General features: G+C 72.7%; 20 protein-coding genes. 9 read left to right on the top strand and 11 right to left on the bottom strand.

Going from position 1 to position 24983, the window contains the following annotated elements; all coding sequences use genetic code 11:
- The first annotated feature begins 221 nt into the window (after positions 1–221).
- The 3 genes from IE321_RS07475 to IE321_RS07485 all read left to right on the top strand — a co-directional run bounded on the left by IE321_RS07475 (position 222) and on the right by IE321_RS07485 (position 3991).
- Positions 222–1616, top strand: coding sequence for an amino acid permease (locus IE321_RS07475; protein ID WP_190222217.1), 1395 nt, complete (start codon positions 222–224; stop codon positions 1614–1616).
- Between the two features lie 116 nt (positions 1617–1732).
- A complete protein-coding gene (locus tag IE321_RS07480) occupies positions 1733–3157 on the top strand; it encodes an amino acid permease (protein ID WP_190222218.1) in 1425 nt (474 codons plus the stop codon).
- Positions 3158–3343: 186 nt separating this feature from the next.
- Positions 3344–3991: a superoxide dismutase gene (locus IE321_RS07485; protein ID WP_043221589.1), complete on the top strand. Its 648-nt coding sequence runs from the start codon at positions 3344–3346 to the stop codon at positions 3989–3991.
- Positions 3992–4124: 133 nt separating this feature from the next.
- On the opposite strand, the gene IE321_RS07490 is transcribed toward IE321_RS07485, so the two are convergent.
- The gene (locus tag IE321_RS07490; protein ID WP_043221591.1) at positions 4125–4760 is read right to left on the bottom strand and encodes a mycothiol-dependent nitroreductase Rv2466c family protein; all 636 of its coding nucleotides are present in this window, start codon (positions 4758–4760) and stop codon (positions 4125–4127) included.
- Positions 4761–4902: 142 nt separating this feature from the next.
- Between IE321_RS07490 and pepN (IE321_RS07495) the strand changes: the two genes are divergently transcribed.
- Both pepN (IE321_RS07495) and IE321_RS07500 read left to right on the top strand, forming a co-directional pair.
- Positions 4903–7449, top strand: a complete 2547-nt coding sequence (gene pepN / locus IE321_RS07495; RefSeq protein ID WP_190222219.1) for an aminopeptidase N — start codon at positions 4903–4905, stop codon at positions 7447–7449.
- Positions 7450–7651: 202 nt separating this feature from the next.
- Positions 7652–8659 (top strand): hypothetical protein, encoded by a 1008-nt coding sequence (locus IE321_RS07500; RefSeq protein WP_190222220.1) that lies wholly within the window; start codon positions 7652–7654, stop codon positions 8657–8659.
- A 1-nt stretch (position 8660) separates the two neighbouring features.
- On the opposite strand, the gene IE321_RS07505 is transcribed toward IE321_RS07500, so the two are convergent.
- The 5 genes from IE321_RS07505 to IE321_RS07525 all read right to left on the bottom strand — a co-directional run bounded on the left by IE321_RS07505 (position 8661) and on the right by IE321_RS07525 (position 12414).
- Positions 8661–9812, bottom strand: a complete 1152-nt coding sequence (locus IE321_RS07505) for a serine hydrolase domain-containing protein (RefSeq protein ID WP_190222221.1) — start codon at positions 9810–9812, stop codon at positions 8661–8663.
- Between the two features lie 99 nt (positions 9813–9911).
- Positions 9912–10379 (bottom strand): NUDIX hydrolase, encoded by a 468-nt coding sequence (locus IE321_RS07510; protein ID WP_043230069.1) that lies wholly within the window; start codon positions 10377–10379, stop codon positions 9912–9914.
- A gap of 22 nt (positions 10380–10401) precedes the next feature.
- The gene (locus IE321_RS07515) at positions 10402–10962 is read right to left on the bottom strand and encodes an HPP family protein (RefSeq protein WP_190222222.1); all 561 of its coding nucleotides are present in this window, start codon (positions 10960–10962) and stop codon (positions 10402–10404) included.
- 53 nt (positions 10963–11015) lie between these two features.
- Complete coding sequence (locus IE321_RS07520) at positions 11016–11897, bottom strand: pyridoxamine 5'-phosphate oxidase family protein (protein WP_190222223.1); 882 nt, start codon at positions 11895–11897, stop codon at positions 11016–11018.
- 61 nt (positions 11898–11958) lie between these two features.
- A complete protein-coding gene (locus IE321_RS07525) occupies positions 11959–12414 on the bottom strand; it encodes a VOC family protein (protein ID WP_043230072.1) in 456 nt (151 codons plus the stop codon).
- Positions 12415–12551: 137 nt separating this feature from the next.
- Between IE321_RS07525 and IE321_RS07530 the strand changes: the two genes are divergently transcribed.
- On the top strand, positions 12552–13094 hold the full coding sequence (locus IE321_RS07530; RefSeq protein ID WP_190222224.1) for a CGNR zinc finger domain-containing protein: 543 nt from the start codon (positions 12552–12554) through the stop codon (positions 13092–13094).
- A gap of 195 nt (positions 13095–13289) precedes the next feature.
- The gene (locus IE321_RS07535) at positions 13290–16607 is read left to right on the top strand and encodes a S8 family serine peptidase (protein ID WP_190222225.1); all 3318 of its coding nucleotides are present in this window, start codon (positions 13290–13292) and stop codon (positions 16605–16607) included.
- Positions 16608–16676: 69 nt separating this feature from the next.
- Here the strand turns inward: IE321_RS07535 and IE321_RS07540 are convergent, their stop codons facing one another.
- Together IE321_RS07540 and IE321_RS07545 are read right to left on the bottom strand one after the other, a co-directional pair.
- Entirely contained in the window at positions 16677–17459 is a 783-nt protein-coding gene (locus IE321_RS07540) for a hypothetical protein (protein WP_190222226.1), read from the bottom strand.
- Between the two features lies 1 nt (position 17460).
- Positions 17461–17934: a sigma-70 family RNA polymerase sigma factor gene (locus tag IE321_RS07545; RefSeq protein WP_051842704.1), complete on the bottom strand. Its 474-nt coding sequence runs from the start codon at positions 17932–17934 to the stop codon at positions 17461–17463.
- A 175-nt stretch (positions 17935–18109) separates the two neighbouring features.
- On the opposite strand from IE321_RS07545, the gene IE321_RS07550 reads away from it, so the two are divergent.
- Both IE321_RS07550 and pepN (IE321_RS07555) read left to right on the top strand, forming a co-directional pair.
- The gene (locus IE321_RS07550) at positions 18110–19126 is read left to right on the top strand and encodes an aspartate-semialdehyde dehydrogenase (protein ID WP_043230077.1); all 1017 of its coding nucleotides are present in this window, start codon (positions 18110–18112) and stop codon (positions 19124–19126) included.
- A gap of 141 nt (positions 19127–19267) precedes the next feature.
- Positions 19268–21850 (top strand): aminopeptidase N, encoded by a 2583-nt coding sequence (gene pepN, locus IE321_RS07555; RefSeq protein WP_043230079.1) that lies wholly within the window; start codon positions 19268–19270, stop codon positions 21848–21850.
- Between the two features lie 63 nt (positions 21851–21913).
- Here pepN (IE321_RS07555) and alc read toward each other — a convergent pair whose 3' ends face one another.
- From alc to IE321_RS07570, 3 genes are read right to left on the bottom strand one after another with little or no spacing between them, the layout of a single operon-like run.
- Complete coding sequence (gene alc / locus IE321_RS07560) at positions 21914–23038, bottom strand: allantoicase (protein WP_190222227.1); 1125 nt, start codon at positions 23036–23038, stop codon at positions 21914–21916.
- 58 nt (positions 23039–23096) lie between these two features.
- Positions 23097–24023 carry a LysR family transcriptional regulator gene (locus tag IE321_RS07565; RefSeq protein WP_190222228.1) on the bottom strand — a complete coding sequence of 309 codons (927 nt, stop codon included), beginning with the start codon at positions 24021–24023 and terminating at the stop codon, positions 23097–23099.
- 25 nt (positions 24024–24048) lie between these two features.
- A complete protein-coding gene (locus IE321_RS07570) occupies positions 24049–24978 on the bottom strand; it encodes a DMT family transporter (RefSeq protein ID WP_190222229.1) in 930 nt (309 codons plus the stop codon).
- Positions 24979–24983 lie beyond the last annotated feature (5 nt).

A 24983-nucleotide genomic window follows, 5' to 3' on the forward strand; every position in this document is an offset into this window, starting at 1 on the left:
TGAACGGGCGATCACCGTCAGCCGCCGACAAAGCCTCGGGCCGGGGCTTCATCGGTTTCCGACAAAGGGGGGCGACGGCGCCGGGCGCCACGTGACGCTTGTCACTGGGAGATGGCGATATCTCGCCCCTTTTGCGTCGAGCGCCGGTCAGCGGGGAGACTGTGGGGTCTCGATAAACCCTTCCCCCGTGTGTCACTCCTCTCAGAGCGCGAGCCCCCACCATGCGCGACGCAGCACCGTCGTCCCCCCTCACCGAACCCGAGCCGCTCTCCCACGGCCTGAAGCAGCGTCATCTGACGATGCTCGGGCTCGGCGGGGTGATCGGCGCGGGCCTCTTCGTCGGCTCGGGCGCGGGCATCGCGGTCGCCGGGCCCGGCATCGTGCTCTCGTACCTGATCGCGGGCGCGCTCGCGATGCTGGTGATGCGGATGCTGGGCGAGATGTCGGCGGCGATGCCGGCGTCCGGGGCGTTCTCGGTGCACGCGGAGCGGGCGCTGGGCCGCTGGGCCGGCTTCTCGGTGGGGTGGCTGTACTGGTTCCTGCTGGTCGTCGTCCTCGCCGTGGAGGCGACGGGCGCGGCGCGGATCGCGCACGGCTGGGTGCCGGGGGTGCCGCAGTGGGGCTGGGTGCTCCTCTTCATGGTGGTGTTCACCCTCGCCAACCTGGCGGCGGTGAAGAACTTCGGCGAGTTCGAGTTCTGGTTCGCCGCGCTGAAGGTCGGCGCGATCGTGCTCTTCCTGCTCCTCGGCACGCTGGCGATCGTCGGCCGGCTGCCCGACACGGATCCGGTGGGGCTCGCCAACCTGACGGGGCAGGGCGGCTTCCTGCCGAACGGCTGGTCCGGGGTGGTCTCCGGGGTGCTCGCGGTGGTCTTCGCCTTCGGCGGTCTGGAGGTCGTCACCATCGCCGCCGCCGAGTCGGAGGACCCGGCGCGGAACGTGGCGCGGGCGGTGCGCAGCGCCGTGTGGCGGATCCTGCTCTTCTACGTGGGCTCGATGCTGGTGATCGTGACCCTGCTGCCGTGGACGTCGATGACGCCGGGCGAGTCGCCGTACGTGGCGGTGCTCGACGAGATCGGGGTGCCGGGCGCGGGGCAGATCATGAACGTGGTGGTGTTCGTGGCGCTGCTGTCGGCGCTCAACGCCAATCTGTACGGCTCCTCCCGGATGGTGTTCTCGCTGGCCGAGCGCGGCGAGGCGCCGAAGGGGCTGCTGAAGGTGTCCGGCGGGGGCGTGCCGCGGCGGGCGGTGCTCGCCTCGGTGGCCTTCGGCTTCGTCTCCGTGCTGCTCAATCTGAAGTGGCCGGACTCGGTCTTCCTCTACATGCTCAACGCGGTCGGCGCGGTGCTGCTCTTCGTGTGGGCGCTGATCGCGGTGTCGCAGCTGCGGCTGCGGCCGCGGATCGAGCGGGAGGCGCCGCAGACGCTGACGCTGCGGATGTGGGGCTTCCCGTGGCTGACGTGGACGGCGCTGGCGGCGATGGGCGCGGTGCTGGTCCTGATGCTGACCGACGACGCGGCGCGGCCGCAGGTGATGTGGTCCGCGGGGGCGACGGCGGCGGTGCTGCTCGTGGCGTGGCTGCGGGAAACCCGCATGTCCACGACGAAACGGAACTGAATCTTCACCTTGTGTGAAGCTCGTGACCGTATAGCGGACACCCGTTCCCTCTGAGCGGTGCGGGCACCCAGACTGTGGGCTCCCCTCCCCGTCTCAGCCTATGAACAGGGTTGCCCATGTCCCGGACCACCGCGCCCGCGCAGGCCGACCGCGAGGACGGCAGCGCCGCTCCCTCCGACGGCCTCTCCCACGGCCTCAAGCAGCGCCATCTGTCGATGATCGCGCTCGGCGGCGTCATCGGCGCCGGCCTCTTCGTCGGCTCCGGCGCGGGCATCGCCGCCGCGGGCCCCTCGATCGTCATCGCGTACGCGATCTCCGGCGTGCTCGTCATGCTGGTGATGCGGATGCTCGGCGAGATGTCGGCGGCGAACCCCGCCTCCGGCTCCTTCTCCGTCCACGCCGAGCGCGCCTTCGGCCCGTGGGCCGGCTTCACCGCGGGCTGGGCCTTCTGGTTCCTGCTCTGCGTGGCCGTCGGCCTGGAGGGCATCGGCGCGGCGAACATCATGACCGGCTGGTTCTCGGGCACGCCCGAATGGGCCTGGGTGGCGCTCTTCATGGTGGTCTTCTGCGGCACCAACCTGGCGGCGGTGAAGAACTTCGGCGAGTTCGAGTTCTGGTTCGCCGCGCTGAAGGTCGGCGCGATCGTCCTCTTCCTCGGCATCGGCGTGCTCGCCATCACCGGCGTCCTGCCCGGCACCGACGCGCCCGGCACGGCCAACCTCACCGGAGACGGCGGCTTCTTCCCGCACGGCTCCGAGGGCCTGATCGTCGGCCTGCTCGCCTCCGTCTTCGCCTACGGCGGCCTGGAGACGGTGACCATCGCGGCGGCCGAGTCCGAGCACCCGGTGCAGGGCGTCGCCAAGGCGGTCCGCACCGCGATGTGGCGGATCGCGCTCTTCTACATCGGCTCGATGGCGGTCATCGTCACCCTCGTCCCGTGGGACGACGGGGCGGTCGTCGAGAAGGGCCCGTACGTCGCCACCCTCGACCACCTGGGCATCCCGGCCGCCGGCCAGATCATGAACGTGGTCGTCCTGGTCGCCCTGCTCTCCGCGATGAACGCCAACATCTACGGCGCCTCCCGCATGGCCCGCTCGCTGATCGGCCGCGGTCAGGGCCCGCAGGCGCTCGGCCGCACCTTCGGCGGCGTGCCGCGCCCGGCCGTCCTGCTCTCCTCGGTCGTCGGCTTCGGCGCCGTCCTGCTGAGCTACTGGTCGCCGGACAAGGCGTTCATCTGGCTGCTCAACACCATCGGCGCGATCATCCTCGTCGTCTGGTTCTTCATCGCCGCCTCCCAGCTGGTGCTGCGCCGCCGCACCGAGCGCGAGGAGCCGGAGAAGCTGGTCGTGCGCATGTGGGCCTTCCCGGTGCTGACCTGGGTGGCGCTGGCCGGCATGGCCGCGATCTTCTTCCTGATGGCCCGTGAGGAGGGCACCCGCGTCCAGCTGTACGCGACGGGCGCCCTCACCCTGGTCCTCGCCGTGACCGGTTTCGCCCTCCAGAGGTCCCGCGCGAAGACGGCCCCCGCCGAACGGAGCTGACCCCTCCGCGTCCCGTACGAAGGCCCCGCCGGGTTCCGACCCGGCGGGGCCTTCGCGCGTCCGGGGGCGGTGGGGAGGACGACGGGACTAGGTCGAAGGACTGATCAAGTTCTACCGCAGGTGCTGTTAGCCTGCACTTGCATATAGGTTGCAATAAGCAGCAGTCAGTCGAAGGGCTCGGCACACATGGCGATCTACACACTTCCGGAGCTGCCGTACGACTACGCGGCGCTGGAGCCGGTGATCAACCCGCAGATCATCGAGCTGCACCACGACAAGCACCACGCCGCGTACGTCAAGGGTGCGAACGACACCCTGGAGCAGCTGGAGGAGGCGCGCGACAAGGACCAGTGGGGGGCCATCAACGGCCTGGAGAAGAACCTGGCCTTCCACCTCTCCGGCCACATCCTCCACTCCATCTACTGGAACAACATGGCCAGCCCGAAGGCCGGCGAGGGCGGCGGCGAGCCGCTCGCGGCCGACGGCGTGGGCGAGCTCGCCGACGCGATCACCGAGTCCTTCGGCTCCTTCGCCAAGTTCAAGGCCCAGCTGACCAAGGCCTCGGCGACCACCCAGGGCTCCGGCTGGGGCGTCCTCGCCTACGAGCCGATCAGCGGCCGCCTCATCGTCGAGCAGGTCTACGACCACCAGGGCAACGTCGGCCAGGGCTCCGTCCCGGTCCTCGTCTTCGACGCCTGGGAGCACGCCTTCTACCTGCAGTACAAGAACCAGAAGGTCGACTTCATCGAGGCCATGTGGCAGGTCGTCAACTGGCAGGACGTGAACAAGCGCTACCAGGCCGCCAAGGCCAGCGTGCCGCTGATCTCGTTCTGAGCCGCCCGACGGCCCCAGCTCGTCCTGCTCGTGATCGTCTTCTCAGCCTTCACCTGCGGACGGATGAAAGAAGAACCCCCGTGATGACGTGAATCACGGGGGTTCTTCCATGGCCGCTCGGACGGCCGGGCGCTCACTCGAAGCTCGGCGCCGCCGTCCGGGTGCGCTTGATCTCGTAGAAGCCCGGGGTGGACGCCACCAGCAGCGTGCCGTCCCACAGCCGGGCCGCGGCCTCGCCGCGCGGGGTGGGGGTGACGACCGGGCCGAAGAAGGCGACCTCGTCGCCGTCCGGGCCGGGCACCGCGATGACCGGGGTGCCGACGTCCTGGCCGACCTTCCCTATGCCCTCCGCGTGGGAGGCCCGCAGCTCGGTGTCGTAGGTGTCCTTGTCGGCGTACTCCACCAGGTCCTCGGGGAGGCCGACGTCCCGCAGGGCGGCGGCGATCGCCTCGCGGGTCGGGCCCTCGCCGTCGTTGTGGAAGCGGGTGCCGAGCGCGGTGTAGAGCTTGCCGACGACCTCGTCGCCGTGCAGCTGCTGGGCCGCCACGACGACCCGGACCGGGCCCCACGCCTTGGTCTCCAGCATGTCCCGGTACTCCTCCGGGAGCTCGTCCAGCCGGTTCTCGTTCAGCACCGCGAGGCTCATCACCTTCCAGCGCACGTCCACCGGACGGACCCGCTCCACCTCCAGCATCCACCGGGAGGTCATCCAGGCCCAGGGGCACAGCGGGTCGAAGAAGAACTCAGCGGTGGTCCTGCTCTCGGACATGTCACTCCTCGGAGGCGGTCGGTCGGGCGGGTGCGCCGACTTGGCGCAACACCGACGGGGCGTGTCGGCATTCCCGTGCGCCGGGTGAAAGGTGCGCATGGGAGGATCGGTGCTGTTTCGAACACGCCACGAAGGAGTGACCGTGCCCGGTGAGAACCTGTCCCGCGACGAGGCCCACGAGCGGGCCTCGCTGCTGTCCGTCGACGGCTACGAGGTCGCCCTCGACCTCCGCTCGGCGGTCGGCGAGTCCACGGAGGCGGTACGCACCTTCCGCTCGGTGACGACGATCCGCTTCCGTCGCACGGGCGAGGCCGACGCGACCTTCGTGGACCTGATCGCCCCGTCGGTCACCTCCGTCACCCTCAACGGGCGCGCCCTGGACCCGGCGGCCGTCTTCGACGGGGCCCGGATCGCCCTGGACGGACTGGCCGACGAGAACGTGCTGGTCGTCGACGCCCAGTGCGCGTACAGCCGCACCGGCGAGGGCATGCACCGCTTCGTCGACCCCGAGGACGGCGAGGTGTACCTGTACACCCAGTACGAGCCGGCCGACGCCCGCCGCGTGTACGCCGACTTCGAGCAGCCCGACCTCAAGGCGCCGTACCGCTTCGAGGTGACCGCCCCCGACGGCTGGACGGTCTGGAGCAACGGCGTCGGCGAGCAGGGGGCCGACGGGGTGTGGCGGTTCGCCGAGACGGCGCCGATCTCCACGTACATCACCTGCGTGGTGGCCGGTCCGTACCACTACGTCACCGACACCTACCGGCGCGGCGACGTCGAGATCCCGCTCGGCGCGATGTGCCGCAAGGGGCTCGCGAAGCACTTCGACGCGGACGACGTCTTCCTGGTCACCAAGCAGGGCTTCGACTTCTTCCACGACAACTTCGACTTCCCGTACCCCTTCGGCAAGTACGACCAGGCCTTCGTGCCCGAGTACAACCTCGGCGCCATGGAGAACCCCGGCATGGTCACCTTCACGGAGGAGTACATCTACCGGGGCAAGGTCACGCGGGCGGCGTACGAGCGGCGCGCCAACACGATCCTGCACGAGATGGCCCACATGTGGTTCGGCGACCTGGTCACCATGGTGTGGTGGGACGACCTGTGGCTGAAGGAGTCCTTCGCCGACTTCATGGGCTCCTTCTCGCTCGCCGAGGCCACCCGCTTCACCGACAGCTGGGTCACCTTCGCCAACAACCGCAAGGCGTGGGCCTACCGCGCCGACCAGCTCCCGTCCACCCACCCGGTCACGGCCGACATCCGTGACCTGGAGGACGCCAAGCTGAACTTCGACGGCATCACCTACGCCAAGGGCGCGTCCGTCCTCAAGCAGCTCGTCGCCTACGTGGGCCGGGACGCCTTCCTGGAGGGCGCCCGCCGCTACTTCAAGCGCCACGCCTACGGCAACACCCGCCTCGCCGACCTGCTCGCCGTCCTGGAGGAGACCTCCGGCCGGGACATGAAGGCGTGGTCGAAGTCCTGGCTCCAGACCTCCGGCGTCAACGTCCTCGCCCCCGAGGTCACCTACGACGCCGAGGGCCGGATCACCGAGCTCGCCGTCCTCCAGGAGGGCGACGAGCCGCGCCCGCACCGGATCGCCGTGGGCCTCTACCGGCTCACCGACGGCGAGCTCGTGCGGTACGCGCGCACCGAGACGGACGTGGCCGGGGCCCGCACGGTCGTGGACGCGCTGGCCGGCAGCGAACGGCCGGACCTGATCCTCGTCAACGACGACGACCTCACCTACTGCAAGGTCCGCTTCGACGAGGGCTCCCTCGACACCCTCCGCGGCCACCTCGGCGCGATCACGGACCCGCTGGCCCGCGCGCTGTGCTGGTCGGCGCTGTGGAACCTGACCCGGGACGGGCTGATGCCGGCCCGCGACTTCGTCGCCGCCGTGCTCGCCTTCGCGGGCCGCGAGACCGACATCGGCGTCCTCCAGATGGTGCACGCCTGGGCGCGGACCGCCGTCACCCACTACGCCGCCCCCTCCTGGCGCGAGGAGGGCGGGCGGCGGCTCGCCGAGGGCGGGCTGCGCGAGCTGCGGACCGCCGAGCCGGGCAGCGAGCACCAGCTGACCTGGGCGCGCTTCTTCGCCGCGACCGCCTCCACGGACGCCGACCTCCAGCTCCTGGAGGGGCTGCTGGCCGGCACCGCACGGATCGACGGCCTCGACGTCGACCAGGAGCTGCGCTGGGCGCTGCTCTCCCCGCTCGCCGAGGCCGGCCGGGCCGACGAGGCGCGGATCGGCGAGGAGCTGGCGCGGGACGACACCGCCAGCGGCAAGCGGCACCAGGTGCGGCTGCTCGCCGCCCGGCCGTCGGCGGCGGTGAAGGCGCAGGCGTGGGCGCAGGTCGTCGAGTCGGACACGCTGTCGAACGCGCTGGTCGGCGCGACCATCGCCGGTTTCGCCCAGCCCTCGCAGCGCGAGCTGATCGCGCCCTACGCGGAGAGGTACTTCGCGGTGATCGAGCGGATCTGGGCCGAGCGGTCGATCCAGATCGGCATGGACGTGGTGCGGGGGCTCTTCCCCGCCCACCAGGACCGTCCGGAGACCCTGGCGGCGACCGACGCCTGGCTGGCGGCGCACGCGGACGCGGCGCCGGCGCTGCGGCGCCTGGTCCTGGAGTCCCGTGACGACCTGGCCCGCGCGCTGCGGGCGCAGGAGTGCGACGCGCTGGAGGACTGACCCGGGACCGGGAGGGGCCGCCGCCGGGCGGCCCCTCCCGGGGAACCCTCCCGGGGCCCCGCCCCGCGGTCGCGCGGGGCCGCGCCCCGGCCGGCTCCTCTCGGCAGTCGAACGCGCGTACTTTAGTGCGGGCTTGTCCGGGTTCGGCCACCGCCTTGTAACAGGCCGTTAGGACCGGGACCGGGTGCGGAACACCCCCGGCATGAACCACAACACCCCCGGCACCCCCCGCACCCGCCCCGCCTCCTGCCCCGCGGGCCTCACGCAACGACTCGCGTCCACCGGCCAGTTGAGGGCCATGGGCGTGCCCGCCGCGGAGGTCGCCGGGCGGTCCGCGGCGGGCGGCGACTGGCAGCAGCTGCTGCCGGGCGTCTTCCTGCTCCGCCCCGGCGCCCCGACCGGCGACGACCGGCTGCGGGCCGCGCTGCTCTACGCCCGCCGGGACGGCGAGGCGCCGCTGGACGGCCCGGGCGCGATGCTCACCGGGCTGGCCGCGCTCTCCCTGCACGGCTTCTCCTCCGCTCCCCCGGCGCCCGCCCTGGACCGGATCGACGTCCTCGTCGGGCGGACCCGGCGGCTGCGGTCGACCGGATTCGTGCGGGTGGTGCGGGCGCCGGAGTCGCCGGAGCCGGTGGAGCTGGACGGGCTGCCGGTCGCGCCGGTCGCCCGCGCGCTCACCGACGCCGTCTCGGGACTGCACGACGCCGAGACCGTCCGCGGGCTGCTGACCGAGGCGGTGCGCGGCGGCCACTGCGAGCCCCCGGTTCTGGTGCGGGAGTTGAGCCGGGCCCGGCTGCTGACCCGGCCGCACGTGGTGGACGCGGTGGACTCGCTCCTGGTGGAGGGGCGGGGGCTGTCGGAGGAGCGGCTGTACGAGATGGTGCGGGACTTCGGGCTGCCGGACCCGGTGTGGAACGTGGACCTGAGGCTGCCCGGCGGCCCGCACCTGGGCGGGGTGGACGCCTACTGGCCGGACCAGGCGGTGGCGGTGGAGCTGGACACGCGGGCGCCGCGGCAGGACGAGGACGCGATGTGGTCCGAGTACACCCGCAAGCGGGAGCACCTGGAGCGGCTGGGCATCACGGTGGTCCACCTGACCCCGCGCAAGCTGCGCGAGGCGATGGACCAGCAGGCCACCGTGGTCCGTACGGCCCTGATGGCCGCGTCGGAGCGGCAGCCCGCCGCGTACGTCGTCGTCCTGCCCCGGTGAGCTACGGCTTCGGGAGGGTGCCGCAGAACTCGGCGTCGATGACCGCCTGGGTGTCGCCGGTCCAGTCGGCGTTGATGTTGGCGGCGAGGGTGTGCCGGCCGTCGCGGGTGGTGTACGCCTCCGAGGTCGAGCCGTGGATGCCGCCGCCGTGGCCCCAGATCTCGGTGCCGCAGCCCAGCTTCTGCCAGGAGATGCCGAGGCCGTAGCGGAAGTCGGGGTACTGGGGGGAGACGGGGACGGTGGTGGTGAGTTCGCGCATCTCGGCCTTCGGGAGGAGCCGGCCCTTGATCAGGGCGCGGTAGAAGGTCTGGAGGTCGGCCGAGTCGGAGATCATCTCGCCGGCCGCGTGGGCGAGGGAGGGGTTGAGCTCGGTGACGTCGTGGACGGGGGCGGAGGCGTCGGCGGTGAGGGTGGAGTAGGCGCGGCTGCTCGGCTTCGGGACGTTCACCCGGGTGCCGGGGACGCTGGTGGCGCGGAGCTTGAGGGGCTTGATGATCCGGTTCTCGACGGCCTTGCCGTAGGGGCGGCCGGTGACCTCCTCGATGACCAGTCCGGCCAGGACGAAGTTGGTGTTGGAGTAGCCCCAGGAGGTGCCGGGGGCGAAGGCGGGGGCGTGGCTCGTGGCGACGGCGACCAGGTCGCGCGGCTTCCAGGTGTCGTAGCGGTGCTCCAGGAAGCCGGGGCCGAAGACCTTCTGCTGGAAGCCGGGGTCCTCGGTGTAGCTGTAGACGCCGCTGGTGTGGTTGAGGAGCTGGCGGACGGTGATCTTCCGTCCGTCGTGGCCGTTGCCGCGGACCAGGCCCGGGAGCCACTTCTCGACCGGGTCGTCGAGGTCGATCCGGCCCTCGGCCTGGAGCTGGAGGAGGACGGTGGCGGTGAAGGTCTTGGTGATGGAGCCGACGCGGAAGCGGTCGTCGCCGCCGCGCTCGCCGGCGGTGCCGGTCCAGGCGCGGCCGTCGACGCGGGCCTCGGCGACGGAGCCGGGGACGCCGAGGTCGACGGCGGTCCGGAGGGCCGCCTGCGTGGCGGCGTGGTCCTTCTTCGCCGGGGCCGCGGGGCCCGCCGCGTGGGTGGCGGCGGCGAGCGCGGTGACGGTGAGGCCGGCGGCGAGGGCCGCGGCGACGACGGTGCGGGCGGTACGGGCGGAGCTCATGCGGGGTTCCCCTGTTTCCCTGGTCCGGTACTGCGGTCGGCGGGGAGGACCGGGGGCGGGGCGGCGGGGTTGAGCGGGCGCGTGCCGGTTGAGCCGTTTTCAGCCGTTCGTCGGATCGGCGAGGCGGGAGCGGCCCACGGGGGGACGTTCCCGCCACAGGTCGAGCCCGATGTCGACCAGCTCGACCCGGGGCAGGGCGGGGACGGAGTCCAGCGGGTGCCAGGCCGCGAGGTCGGTGGAGCCGCCGGTCTCGGGGCGGAGCGCGCCACCGGTGATCCGGGCCTCGTAGACGATGCGGAGCCCCTGGAAGGAGCCCGGCGTGCCGAGCCGGGCGATCCAGCCGCGCAGGATCGAGTCGACGCCGAGGAGGGCGGTCGGCTCGACGGCGTACCCGGTCTCCTCCTCGACCTCGCGGACGACGGTCCGGACGGGTTCCTCCCCGTGGTCCATGCCGCCGCCGGGCAGCGTCCACCGCTTGGTGCCGTCCTTGGCCACCCAGCGGGCGAGCAGTATCGCGTCGTCCCGGACGACTACGGCGTAGGCCGCCACCCGCAGCTCCTGCTTCATGCCCAGCAGGCTAGGCGGAGGGCTAGATCCAGTACACGGGGTAGGTGCGGCGGGTCGCGCGGGCGGCGAGCAGGCCGACCGCGACGAGCAGGAGGCAGGAGGCGAGCAGGAGGCCGGTGAAGGTCCAGAACGGCGGGCTGCCGAGGGCGACGATCACCGCCGTGGCGGCGGCCGGGGAGTGCGGGGCGCGGGCGAGCGTCATCGCGCCCAGCGCGAGCCCGCCGGCGACGGCGGCGCTCCACAGGCCGGGTCCCGCGACGGCGAGGACGGCGAAGCCGGTCAGGGCGGACAGGAGCTGGCCGCCGACCACCGAGCGGGGCTGGGAGAGCGGCAGGTCCGGGGAGGCGGCGACCAGCGCCATGCTCGCGGCGAGCGGCGGGATGAGCAGCGGGTGGTGCAGGACGGTGCCGAGGGCGACCAGCAGGAGCAGGGCGGCGGTGCTGGTGCCGGTGGCGACGAGGACGGCCAGGGGACGCGGACGCGGCGGCGGACCGGGCCGGCGTACGGGGGCGGGCTCGGTGGTCGTGGACGGGGCGGACGGGCCGGGCACGGTGGCGTCGGGAGCCTGGGTGGCAGTGGTCACGGGTTCCTCGGGATCGTGGATCGGGAGTCCGCGTGCGGGCGGCAGGTGCGCGATCAGGGGGTGGTCGGGTTGGCCGGGGAGTACGCCGGCGCGGACCAGCGCAGGGGGCTGGCGGCGGGGGTCTCGACGACGCTGTCGACCCGGAAGCGGACGAACCGCTCCTCCAAATGGTATACCGTTTTCGCCCGGCCGCTGAGCTGAAGGGTCGTCCCCGACTCCCAGTCCAGGAAGAGGAGGCCCGCCCTGCCGTCCGTCTCCAGGTTTCCGAGCGTGAGGAACATCGCATTGCCGGGGTAGTCCCGCCAGAGGAGTTCCCGGGGGCCTTCGGCGTGGACGAAGCCGGGGTTGCCGCCGCGGTGGCTGGCGTCGGCGCCGTCGGGTCCGGTGGTCGCGACGAAGAAGGTGTCCGCGGCGCGGACGGCGGCCAGCTGGGCCTCGGTCAGGGCGTCGCCCGTGCGGGGGGCGGCGGTGCCCGGGCCCGCGGGGTCGGAGCCGTACAGCTCGCGCTTCTGGAGGTACTTCGGGCAGTTGGCGAAGACCTGCTCGGCCTCGATCAGGAGGCCCCGGGCGCTGGGGCGGGCGGTGCCGTTGAGGCGCATGCGGCGACGGGTGCGGGGGTCGAGGGCGATCGTGCCGACGGTGGTCCCGGCGGCCGACGCCTCGGCCAGGGGGTCGTGGGGGGCGAGCCCGCCCGCGACCGAGACCGTGTGGGGTCCGGTGGCGCGGGCGAAGCCGGGTTCGCCGGTCAGCAGGCTCGCCCAGACGCGGCCGTCGGGGGCCGCCGCCCCCAGGACCAGCATGGGCTGGGCCTCCAGGAAGGCGGCGGCGACCGGGCGGATGCCGGGGTTGATGCTGGGGGCGATGTGGGCGGCGGCCTGCTGGACGCCGAGGCGTGCTTGTACGGCCAGGGAGCCGTGGTGGTACGCGGTCGTCATGGCGGGCCTCCGGTGGGTGCGGGCGGGCGCGCGGGGCGCCCCGGACGAGGTGGGGCCCGGTCTAGAAGAAGCCGCAGGTCGGGGCCGTGGCGTTCGGGGCCGGGGACTCCTCGGCGCCCTGGGGGACGGAGATCTCCAGGCGGGTGCCGTCGGGGTCGTGGAAGAAGATGCCGCCGGAGGCCGCGCCCTCGCGGTGGGCGACGACGCCGTCGTAGGCGAAGGTGACGCCCCGCGCCTTGAGGACCGCCTCGGCCTCGCGGACCTTCTCGATGGACTCGGCCTCGAAGGCCAGGTGGTGCAGGCCGGCGCGGTGCGCGTCGTAGCCGCCCTCGGCCTGCTGCCAGAGGGTGACGGCGAGCTTGCCGTCCTGGCCGAGGAAGGCGTAGCGGCGGCCGTCGGCGTCGCCGGAGCCGATCACGTCGAAGCCGAGCACGTCGCCGTAGAAGCCGAGCGAGCGGTCCAGGTCGGTGACGTTGATGCCGATGTGCGCCGTGTTCAGCGTGCCGATCGCGGACATGACGGTCCCCTCGTCTTCGGTCGCCCCTTCCGGGCTAACCTGTTAACTCGACTTTAGGGGTTAGACGCGAGCGGACGCAACCGTTCACGTACGCTTGAGGGGTTAGACAGTCCAGGGGATCGAGGAGGATGTCCTTCATGACCGTCATCGATCCGCGGCCGCTGACCGGCGAACCCCTCTCCCTGGACCTCCTCAACACCCGCTGGATGAGCGAGGGCGAGCGCCAGGACCTGCTCGTCGACACCGAGGGACTCGCGATCTGGCTCGCCGCGAACGGGCTCGACGGGGAATTCGCCGCCGACGAGGCCACCCTCCGCCACACCCGCACCGCCCGCGAGGCGCTGAAGGCCCTGGTCGACCGGCCCGGCGACGCGGAGGCGACCGCCCGGGTCGACGCCGTCCTGGAACACGGCCGGATCCGCGCCGTGCTCACGACCGCGGGGCCCGGGGAGCGGGCCGAGTTCACCGATCCGGCGTGGGGGCCGGCCTGGACCGCCGCCCGCGACCACCTGGACCTGCTGCGCACCGCCCCGGACCGGATCAGGACCTGCGCGCACGAGGCGTGCATCCTGCACTTCCTCGACACCTCACGGAACGGCACCCGGCGCTGGCACTCGATGGCGACCTGCGGCAACCGCGCGAAGGCGTCCCGGCATTACGCCCGGACCAAGGAGACCTGAGCCGCAAGCCCCGTTCGGATCGCCCCCGTTGGGGGCGGTTCGTCCGCTGTGGCGCATGGGGCGCGGTGGCGGATGTACGCCACGGACACAACCCGCCCTCCGCGAACTCTCCACAAAGCCCTGTCATTTGCGAAAGGCTGAGCGGTCATCCGGTACCGGATTCCGGACCCTCTTCTTTCACAAACAGGGATGTAAATGACCACCCCCGAAACGCAGAGCTCCATACCCGGGCGCTCGACCGCCGGGACCAGACGAGCGGCCCGGATCGCCGCCGCCGCCGGCCTGGTGACCGCGCTCGTCGCGGCCGGTGCCGCACCGGTCCTCGCCGCCGACGACCCGGCGGCCACTCCCCCGGTGAAGGCCGCGGAGCCCGCCGACAAGCTCGGCGCCACCGACGCGCAGCGCCTCTCCGAGGCCGAGGCCGCCGGCGAGTCGCACGTCACCATCCTGGTCGCCACCGCGCCCGGCGCGACCGAGCAGGTCGCCGACCAGCTCGACGCCGTCCCCGGCGCCTCGGTTGGCAACCGCAACGACGAGCTCGGCTACGTCCGCGCCACCCTGCCGACCGGCAGGGCCGACGCCGCGATCAAGGCCGCCACGAAGCTCTCCTCCGTCCAGTCGGTGGACCTCCGGGCCGAGATCGAGCTGGACGACCCCCGCCCCGACGCGGGCCTCGGCGGCGCCGTCGAGGGCACCACGGTCGCCCGGACCTACCCGGCGCCGTCGAAGTACACCCCGGCGAAGAACCCGTACAACCCGTCCCACGAGACGGGCGCCGTCGAGTTCGTCGAGGACCACCCGCGCGCCGACGGCCGCGGCGTGACCATCGGCATCCTCGACTCGGGCGTCGACCTGGCCCACCCGGCCCTCCAGAAGACCACCACCGGCGAGCGCAAGATCGTCGACTGGGTGACCGCCACCGACCCGCTGGTCGACGGCGACGCCACCTGGCGCGCGCAGATCACCCCGGTCGCGGGCCCGGTCTTCACCGCCGCCGCGCAGTCCTGGAAGGCGCCCGCGGGCTCCTACCAGTGGAGCCGCTTCAGCGAGTCGGTGACCGCGGGCGGCGACCCGGCCGGTGACATCAACCGCGACGGCGACACCACCGACGTCTTCGGCATGCTGTACGACCCGGTCGCCGGCACCGTCCGCGTCGACACCGACCAGGACAACGACTTCACGGACAACGAGCCGATGAAGCCGTTCAAGGACGGCTACGGGGTCAACTACTTCGGCACCGACAACCCGGCCACCGACGTCGTCGAGCGCACCCCCTTCGTCGTGCAGATCCGCAAGGACGTCCCGATGGACCCGCTGGGCGGCTCCTGGGTCGGTCAGAAGCGCGACTTCGTCAACATCGGCGTCGTCGAGTCCTCGCACGGCACCCACGTCGCCGGCATCACCGCCGCCAAGGGCCTCTTCGGCGGCAGGATGAACGGCGCCGCCCCCGGCGCGAAGATCGTCTCCTCGCGCGCCTGCACCTGGGACGGCGGCTGCACCAACGTCGCCCTCACCGAGGGCATGGTCGACCTCGTCGTCAACCGCGGCGTCGACATCGTCAACATGTCGATCGGCGGCCTGCCCGCGCTGAACGACGGCGACAACGTCCGCGCCCGCCTCTACACCCGTCTCATCGACGAGTACGGCGTGCAGCTGGTGATCTCGGCCGGCAACTCCGGCCCGGGCACCAACACGATCGGCGACCCCGGCCTGGCCGACAAGGTCCTCTCGGTCGGCGCCGCGGTCTCCCAGTCGACCTGGGCCGCCAACTACGGCTCGGCCGTCGACAAGAAGTACGCCATGTTCCCGTTCTCCTCGCGCGGTCCGCGTGAGGACGGCGGCGCCACCCCGCTGGTCACCGGCCCGGGTTCGGCCGTGAACACCATCCCGACCTGGCAGGCCGGCGCCGGCGTCCCCGAGTCCGGCTACGCGCTCCCCGCCGGCTACGGCATGCTCAACGGCACCTCGATGTCGTCCCCGCAGGTCGCGGGCGCCAGCGCGCTGCTGCTCTCCGCCGCCAAGCAGCGGAAGATCGAGCTCTCCCCGCTGACCCTGCGCACCGCGCTCACCTCGACCGCGAAGCGGATCCCGGGTGTCGCGGCCCACGAGCAGGGCGCCGGTCTCGTCGACATCAACGAGGCCTGGGAGTCGATCGAGGACGGGGCCACCGCCCACTCCTACAAGGTCGAGGCCCCGGTCGACACCGTGATCTTCCCGGCCCCGCACACCGGCACCGGTGTGTACGACCGCGAGGGCGGCCTCAAGGTCGGCCAGAAGAAGGTCTACGACGTCACCGTCACCCGCACCAGCGGCCCGGACCGCGCCCTCTGGCACGAGCTGGACCTCAAGTACAACGACGGCACCTTCCGGATCCTCGGCGACGACGAGGTCCGCCTCCCGCTGAACACCCCGGTCACCGTCAAGCTGGAGGCCCGCCCGAAGACCGCCGGCGTGCACAGCGTGATCCTGGAGGCCGACGACGAGCGCACCGAGGGCGTCGACAAGCAGATCCTCGCCACCTCGGTCGTCGCGAGCGACCTGGTCGCCCCCGGCTACGGCTTCTCCGCCTCGGGCTCGGTCCAGCGCAACAGCCACAAGTCGTACTTCGTGACCGTGCCGAAGGGCGCGACCTCCCTGGAGGTGGCGATCGGCGGCCTGAAGGAGAAGAGCCAGACCCGGTTCATCTCCATCCACCCGTACGGCGTCCCGGTCGACCCGACCGCGACCACCATGTGCTACCCGCACTACAACCCGGCGAACACCTGCCGCCCGGACCAGCGCTCCTACGCCAACCCGCAGGCCGGCGTCTGGGAGATCGAGGTCGAGGCGCGCCGCACCTCGCCGGACCTGGACAACCCGTACAAGCTCGACGTCACCGTGCTCGGCGCCTCCTTCGACCCGGCCGTCCAGACGGTCGCCGAGGCGAAGGTCGGCGTGCCGTCCGCCGTCGAGTGGACCGTCACCAACAAGTTCGCCGGCATCGACGGCAAGCTCAAGGGCGGTTCGCTGGGCTCGGCCAAGGTCGAGACCCCGACCATCCAGCACCACGAGTCGCAGACGAAGACCGTCACCATCGGTGAGGGCGTCGAGCGCCTCGACATCGGGATCGGCAACACCTCCGACAAGGCCGCCGACCTCGACCTGACCGTGCTCCTGAACGGCGTCAAGGTCGCCTCGTCGGCCGACGGCGACTCGGAGGAGGCCGTCTCCCTCGTCAAGCCGAAGGCCGGCACGTACACCGTCGTCATCGACGGCTACGCGGTCCACGCCGAGGGCGGCACGACCTACGACTACAAGGACGTCTACTTCTCCTCGGCGCTCGGCACCGTGAAGGTCGACGAGTCGAAGACCTACCCGCTGGCCAACGGCGCGAGCACCAAGGTCCCGGCCGAGGTCGTCGTCGGCGGTGCGGCCCCCGAGGGACGCCAGTTCTTCGGCGAGGTCCAGCTGCTCAACGCGCGCGGCACCGTCGCGGGCACCGGCAGCGTCCTGATCGGCAGCGTCACCCCGTAACACCCCGGGCGGTACGAGGGGCGGGCACCCGTGAGGGTGTCCGCCCCTTCGCGTGCGGCCCCTTCCCGCTCAGCCGCGGCCGGGGCAGGGCCCGCCGGCCTCCGGCAGCGCCCTCGCCAGCCACTTCCGGCCGTACTCCAGCTCGTCGCGGACCGGGCCGACGTCCTCGCCCAGCTCGCCGGGCGGCTCCATGTCCTGGCGGAAGGTGAGCACCCCCTCGTCGGCGGAGCGCGGGACGACCGCCAGCATCCGCGTGCCGGGCCGGTAGTACGACGCCTCCGCCGCCCAGCCCCGGAAGGCCAGCTCGCCGGAGTCCGGCCCCGCCGGCTTGTACCGGCGCTCCACCCGCAGCACCACCCGGAACCCTCCGTCCGCGAGCGGCTCGGCCCGCACCACCGCGCCCTCGGCGACGTCCGCGGCGCAGGCCACGATCCCGCCCGGCGTCAGCTTGGCCTCGGCGGCGGCGATCCCGCCGTCGCCTCCCGGCCGGGCCGCGAGCCAGGCGCCGCCGGTGCCGAGCACGCCCAGCGCCAGGCACGCGACGAGCGCCCATCCCACGATCCGGGCGCGCCGCCGGGGACGCACGGCGGCGGGCCCGCGCACGGGCTCGACGGGTGCGGGCTCGGCCGGTACGGGATCGGCCGGTGCAGGACCGGCCTGTACGGGATCGGCGGGCACGGCACCGGCCGGGGCGGGCCCCGTCGTGAGCGCCGCGGCGAGGACGCCCAGCTGCTCGCGGAGCAGGGCCACGTCCGCGCGGGCGCGGGCGACCTCGGGGGCGTCCCCGGCGTCCGGCGGTCCGTCCTCCGGGAACAGGGCCGCCGCCAGCGGGTCCCTCTGCTGCGCGTCCACCTCACACCACCTCGTCCGTACGGAGCCGCTGCCGCATCGCGCGGACGGCGGCGTGCAGCCTGCTCTTGACGGTCCCCTCGGGGACTCCCAGCTCCTCGGCGATCCGGGCCACCGGCAGGTCCGCGTAGAAGCGCAGCACCAGGACCTGGCGCTGCTTCTCCGGCAGCGCCTCCAGGCCGTCCGCCACGGCGAGCGCGAGGACCCGGGCCTCCTCCCCGCCGCCGCCGGGCGGGTCCGGCAGCGCGGTCAGCCGCTCGCCGAGCCGCTCCTCCCGGCGCCGGGCCCGGTGCCAGTCCGCGGCCACCCGGGTGGCGACCACCGCGCACCAGGCGGCCGGGGAGCGCGGCGGGTCCCCCTTCGCGCGGGCCTCCAGCAGGCGGAGCCCCACCTGCTGCACCCCGTCCTGGAGCTCCGCGTACGGCACCCCGCCCAGCGCCAGGACCGCCCGCACCCGGTCCACCAGCGCCGCGTCCATCTGCTCCACCCCGCCCCCTTCCCTCGTCAGGTCCCCCCTTCGACGCACCGGCGTCCCGGAACGTTCGCCCGGGTTCCGCATCCCGCCCCTCGGACAATGGATTGGACAAGAAGCGGCAGGCGGCACGCATCATGGGGAGCGGCAGCACCCTGCACACACGTACGGAGGAGTCCCCGTGAAGGTCGGAATCGTCGGAGCCACCGGTCAGGTCGGCACAGTCATGCGCACCATCCTGGCCGAGCGCGAGTTCCCGCTCGACGAGCTGCGGCTCTTCGCCTCCGCCCGGTCCGCCGGCACGGTCGTGGACGGCGTCACCGTCGAGGACGCCTCGACCGCCGACTACACCGGCCTGGACATCGTGCTCTTCTCCGCCGGCGGCGCCACCTCCAAGGCCCTCGCCGAGAAGGTCGCCTCCCAGGGCGCCGTCGTGATCGACAACTCCTCCGCCTGGCGCCGCGACCCCGAGGTCCCCCTCGTCGTGTCCGAGGTCAACCCGCACGCGATCAAGGACCGCCCCAAGGGCATCATCGCCAACCCGAACTGCACCACGATGGCCGCCATGCCGGTCCTCAAGCCGCTCCACCAGGAGGCCGGCCTCACCGCGCTGATCGCCACCACCTACCAGGCCGTCTCCGGCTCGGGCGTGGCCGGCGTCGCCGAGCTGCGCACCCAGGCGTGCGCCGTGGCCGAGCGGGCCGACCAGCTGGCCTTCGACGGCGACGCCGTCGAGTTCCCCGAGCCCGCCGTCTACAAGCGCCCGATCGCCTTCAACGTGGTCCCGCTGGCCGGCTCGATCGTCGACGACGGCTCCTTCGAGACCGACGAGGAGCAGAAGCTCCGCCACGAGTCCCGCAAGATCCTGGAGATCCCGGAGCTCAAGGTCTCCGGCACCTGTGTCCGCGTCCCGGTCTTCTCCGGCCACTCGCTCCAGGTGAACGTCCGCTTCGAGCGCCCGATCGGCGTCGAGCGCGCCTACGAGCTGCTGAAGGACGCCGAGGGCGTCGAGCTCTCCGAGATCCCGACCCCGCTCCAGGCGGCCGGCAAGGACGCCTCGTACGTCGGCCGCATCCGCGTCGACGAGACCGTGGAGAACGGCCTGGCGCTCTTCCTCTCCAACGACAACCTCCGCAAGGGCGCCGCGCTGAACGCGGTGCAGATCGCGGAGCTGGTGGCGGCCGAGCTGAAGGGCTGACACCGGACCGTACGCGCCGAGGGGCGGCCACCCGGGTGGGTGGCCGCCCTTCGCGTGTTCGCCCTGGGAAATGCGCGATGCGCCCACGACTCACCCCGTGGAAGGATGGCCCAAACGTCACGAAACCGAGGAGTTGACCGGGTGCCTGGTACGAACCTGACCCGTGAAGAGGCCCAGCAGCGGGCGGCGCTGCTGACCGTGGACGCGTACGAGGTCGAACTGGACCTCACCGGTGCGCAGGAGGGCGGCACCTACCGGTCCGTCACCACCGTCCGCTTCGATTCCGCCGAGGCCAACGCCGAGAGCTTCATCGACCTCGTCGCCCCCGCCGTCCACGAGGCCGTGCTCAACGGGCACGCGCTGGACGTGGCCGCCGTCTTCCGCGACTCGCGGATCGCCCTGCCGCACCTGAAGCAGGGCCGCAACGAGCTGCGCGTGGTCGCGGACTGCGCGTACACCAACACCGGTGAGGGCCTGCACCGCTTCGTCGACCCGGTCGACGGCCAGGCCTACCTGTACACGCAGTTCGAGGTGCCGGACGCGCGCCGGGTCTTCGCCTCCTTCGAGCAGCCGGACCTCAAGGCGACCTTCCAGTTCACGGTGAAGGCGCCGGAGGGCTGGAGCGTCATCTCCAACTCGCCGACCCCGGAGCCGAAGGACGGGGTGTGGGCCTTCGAGCCGACCCCGCGGATCTCCTCGTACATCACGGCCCTGATCGTCGGCCCGTACCACGCGGTGCACTCGACGTACGAGGGCCCGGACGGGCAGGTCGTGCCGCTGGGCATCTACTGCCGTCCGTCGCTGGCGGAGTTCCTGGACGCGGACCACATCTTCGACGTGACCCGGCAGGGCTTCGGCTGGTTCCAGGAGAAGTTCGCCTACGCCTACCCGTTCGCCAAGTACGACCAGCTGTTCGTGCCGGAGTTCAACGCGGGCGCGATGGAGAACGCGGGCGCGGTCACCATCCGCGACCAGTACGTCTTCCGCTCGAAGGTGACGGACGCGGCCTACGAGCGCCGCGCCGAGACCATCCTCCACGAGCTGGCCCACATGTGGTTCGGCGACCTGGTGACCATGGAGTGGTGGAACGACCTCTGGCTGAACGAGTCGTTCGCCACCTACACCTCGGTCGCCTGCCAGGCGTCCGTGGCGGGCACCCGCTGGCCGAACGCCTGGACCACCTTCGCCAACGCGGAGAAGACCTGGGCCTACCGCCAGGACCAGCTGCCGTCGACGCACCCGATCATGGCCGAGATCAACGACCTGGAGGACGTGCTCGTCAACTTCGACGGCATCACGTACGCCAAGGGCGCCTCGGTCCTCAAGCAGCTCGTCGCCTACGTCGGCCAGGACGAGTTCTTCAAGGGCGTGCAGGCGTACTTCCAGCGCCACGCCTTCGGCAACACCCGCCTGAGCGACCTGCTCGGCGCGCTGGAGGAGACCTCCGGACGCGACCTGAAGACCTGGTCGAAGGCGTGGCTGGAGACGGCCGGCATCAACATCCTCCGCCCGGAGATCGAGACCGACGAGAACGGCTCGATCACCGCCTTCGCGGTGAAGCAGGAGGCCCCGGCGCTCCCCGCCGGCGCCAAGGGCGAGGCCGTGCTCCGCCCGCACCGCATCGCGATCGGCTTCTACGACCTCGACGCGGCCGGCAAGCTGGTCCGCACCGAGCGCCTGGAGCTGGACATCGCGGCGGCCGAGCTGACCGAGGTGCCGGCGCTGGTGGGCAAGTCCCGCCCGGCGGTCGTGCTGCTGAACGACGACGACCTGTCGTACGCCAAGGTCCGCCTCGACGAGGTGTCGCTGCAGAACGTGACCGCGCACCTCGGCGACTTCGCCGAGTCGCTGCCGCGCGCGCTGTGCTGGGCCTCGGCCTGGGACATGACCCGCGACGCCGAGCTGGCCACCCGCGACTACCTGGAGCTGGTGCTGTCCGGCATCGCCAAGGAGTCGGACATCGGCGTGGTGCAGTCCCTCCAGGGCCAGGTGAAGGCCGCCCTGGAGCTGTACGCGACGCCGGAGTGGCGCGACGCGGGCCTGACCCGCTGGACCGAGGCGACGCTGACCCACCTCAAGGCTGCCGAACCGGCGAGCGACCACCAGCTGGCGTGGGCGCGGGCCTTCGCCGCCACCGCCCGGACGCCGCAGCAGCTCGACCTGCTCGCCGCGCTCCTGGAGGGCCGCGAGACGATCGAGGGCCTCGCCGTCGACACCGAGCTGCGCTGGGCGTTCGTGCAGCGCCTCGCCGCGACGGGCGTCTTCGACGAGCCGGAGATCGCCTCCGAGCTGGAGCGGGACCGTACGGCCGCCGGTGAGCGGCACGCCGCCACGGCCCGCGCGGCCCGCCCGACCGAGGCCGCGAAGGCCGAGGCGTGGGCGGCGGTCGTCGAGGACGACAAGCTGGCCAACGCGGTGCAGGAGGCGGTGATCGGCGGCTTCGTCCAGACCGACCAGCGCGAGCTGCTCGCCCCGTACACGGAGAAGTACTTCGCGTCGATCAAGCGCGTGTCGGAGACCCGCAGCCACGAGATGATCCAGCAGATCGTGGTCGGCCTCTACCCGACGCTCCAGGTCTCGCAGGAGACGCTGGACGCCACGGACGCGTGGATCGGGGCCAACGACCCGGTCCCGGCGCTGCGTCGTATGGTCACGGAGTCGCGGGCGGGCGTCGAGCGCGCCCTGAGGGCCCGTGCGGCGGACGCGGCGGCCGCGCTGCGGTAAGCGGCCGACCGAGTGGACGACGAAGGGGCGCCCTCCCCCACGGAGGCGCCCCTTCGTCGTGTCCTAGCGGCTCGCGCGGTCGAAGCGGGCGCGCAGGTCGGCGGCGCCCTCCTCGGTCAGGGAGCCGTGCAGGCGCATGCGGGCGACGCCGCCGTCGGGGAAGGCGTCGAGGCGCACGTGGGTGACGACCGCCTGGGCGGGGAGCTTGAAGCGGTGCAGGGTGTCGGGCTGGAGGCGGGTGCGCGGGACGATCTCGAACCACTCGCCGGACTCGCCGTTGCGGCCCTGGAGGGCGATCCAGCCGGCCGAGTTGCCCTTGAGGTAGGCGGTGTCGATCTCGACGGCGCGGACGGCGCCCTGGGCGGGGAGGCGGAAGCGGACCCAGTCGTTGGTGCCGCGCACGCGGCGGCGGCGGTTCTCCCAGCCGTCGTCCATCTTGCGGGAGGTGCCGGGCAGGATGATCTGCGTCGGCGAGGAGTAGAACTTGTCGGAGGCGTCCTCGTACGACCCGCCGTTGAGCACGGAGAGCAGGTCGATCGTGCCGAGGAGGGCGAGCCACTCGGGGTCGGGCAGCACCTCGCCGTGGACGCGGAGGCGGGCGACGCCGCCGTCCGGGTGCTGGCAGAGGCGGACGTGGGTCCAGCGACGGTCGCTGCCGATCGTGAAGCCGTTGGCGGCGTGGCCGCGGACGGGGGTGGGCGGGACCAGCTCCTCCCACTTGGCGTCGAGCAGCTCCTCGGGGCCGGGGCTTCCCTCGACGGCGGTGGCCTGGACGCTGACCTTCTGCGGGTAGTTGCCGCGGAAGTGGGCGGTGTCGACGATCAGGCCCCGGATGACGCCGGGGGCGCCGAGGCGGACGATCGCCCAGTCGTGGTCCTCGGGCGCGGGGAAGACGTTCTCGGCGTCGGCGCCGCGGCGGCGGCGGGTCTCCCAGCCGTCCATGATCTTGCCCTTGTGGCCGAAGTGCTCCGGGTCGAAGACGGCCCGCTCGCGGACGAGCAGGTTCTCGCGCTCGGCGAAGAACTCGTCGTTGGCCGCGACGACGCCGGCGCCGAGGCGGCGGTCGGCGAGGTCGACCAGCTCGGTGAAGGGGAAGTCACCGGTGCGGTAGTCGGCGTACGGGTCGCCTCCGGCGTACGGGGCGGCGTCGTTGGCGTGCGGGTCCTGGGTGTCCTCGATGGCGGTCATGGTCCGACTGTCCCGCGCCGGAAGACTCCGGTCCATCGAATGTTTTCGACAGGTCTTTTCAGCTCTGCTGAACGTTCTCGCGCTCCACGGCGACCTGCCGCAGCGCCGCGAGGACCCGGGCCAGCGCCGGGGCCTCCTCGGCGCCGCGCCGGACGGCGGCGACGACATGGCGCCGGGGCTGGTCGGCGGAGAGGACCCGCATGACGACGCCGGTGCCGCTCCGGCGGTCGGCGGCGGCCATCCGGGGGACGAGGGCGATGCCGAGCCCCGCCTCGACCATGGCGAGGATCGCGGTCCAGCCGGAGGCGCTGTGGGCCTGCTCGGGCACGAAGCCGGCGGCCTCGCAGGCGGCGGTGGTGATCTCGGACCAGGGCCCGGAGCCGCCGAAGATCCAGGGCTCCGCGGCGAGGTCGGCGAGGCGCAGGCCGGGCGCCGCGGCGAGCGGGTGGCCGGCGGGCAGGGCGACGTCGAGGGGGTCGACGAGCAGCGGGACCCGGCTGAACTGCGGGTCGCGCGCGGTGGGCGCGTGGGCGGCGAGCGAGAGGGCGAGGTCGGCCTCGCCGGCGGTGAGCAGTTCGTACGCCTCCCCCGCCTCGGCCTCCCGGACGCGGACGTCGAGCCCGGGGTGGGCGGTGCGCAGCCGCCGTACGGCGGGGACGAGCAGCGCGGGCACGGAGGTCGAGAAGGCCGCGACGCGGACCTGGCCGGCCTCGCCGCGCAGATAGCCGTCGAGTTCGGCGTCGGCGCGCTCCAGCTGGGCGAAGACGGCCTCGGCGTGGCGCAGGACGAGGTGGGCGGCGTCGGTGAGCCGGACGCGCCGCCCGTGCGCCTCCAGGAGCGGCACGCCGAGCTGCCTGGCGAGGTTGGTGAGCTGCTGGGAGACGGCCGAGGGGGTCATGAGCAGGGTCTCCGCGGTGGCGGTGACGGTGCCCCGGTCGCGCAGGGTGCGCAGGATGTGCAGCTTCTTGATGTCCCACTCGGTCATGGGGCGCAACCTATCCGGCCCGGGGTCAGCGGGCGGAGCTCAGGGCCACTCCGCCGAGGATGAGGGCCATGCAGGCGCCGCCGGCCAGGCCGAGTTCCTCGCCGAGGAGGGCGTAGGAGAGCAGGGCGACGCAGACCGGCTGGAGGTAGTAGACGACTCCGGCGCGGGCGGCGCCGATCAGGGAGATCGCCTTGTTCCAGCAGAAGAAGGCGACGGCGGAGGAGAGCACCCCGACGTAGAGCAGCGGGCCGACGGTGCCGGGGGTGGCGGGGAAGCCGCCCTGGACGGCGAGGGAGACGGCGTGGACGGGGGCGAGCATGAGCGCGCCGAGCACGAAGGTGGTGAAGAGGAAGGCGAGTCCGTCGATCCCTTCGGGCCTGCGCTTGAGGAGGGCGCTGTAGGAGGCGAAGGAGAGGGCGGCGGCGAACATCCACAGGTCGCCGGCGGCGAGGTCGATCGTGAGGGAGCCCCTGCCGACGAGGAGGAGGACGCCGAGGACGGCGACGGCCATGCCGAGGAGGCGGCGGGCGCCGAGCCGTTCGCCGCCGAGCCGGGCGTAGACCGCCATGATCACCGGGGAGGCGGCCATGATCATGCCCATGTTGGTGGCGGAGGTGGTCAGACCGGCCTGGTGGACCAGGGTGTTGTAGAGGGCGACGCCGAACAGCGAGGCCAGGGCGGTGAATCCGAGGTGCCGGCGGAGGAGCGCGCGCTGCCGCCAGAACGGGCGGGCGGCGAAGGGGGCGACGGCGAGGAGGGCGATGATCCAGCGCCAGAAGACCGCCTGGACGGGCGGGACGGAGTCGGCCAGGTCGCGGGTGGCGACGAAGCTGCCGGACCAGACGACGGTGGCGAGGAGGGCGAGGAGCAGGCCGAGACCGGCGCCCCTGGCGGGCGCCGGTCTCCGGGTGGCCGCTGCGGACGCGGTCGGGTGGCGTGCGGTCGTGAGGGTCATGCGGC

This window comes from Streptomyces hydrogenans, assembly GCF_014656075.1.
In the GTDB taxonomy this organism is placed as follows: domain Bacteria; phylum Actinomycetota; class Actinomycetes; order Streptomycetales; family Streptomycetaceae; genus Streptomyces; species Streptomyces hydrogenans.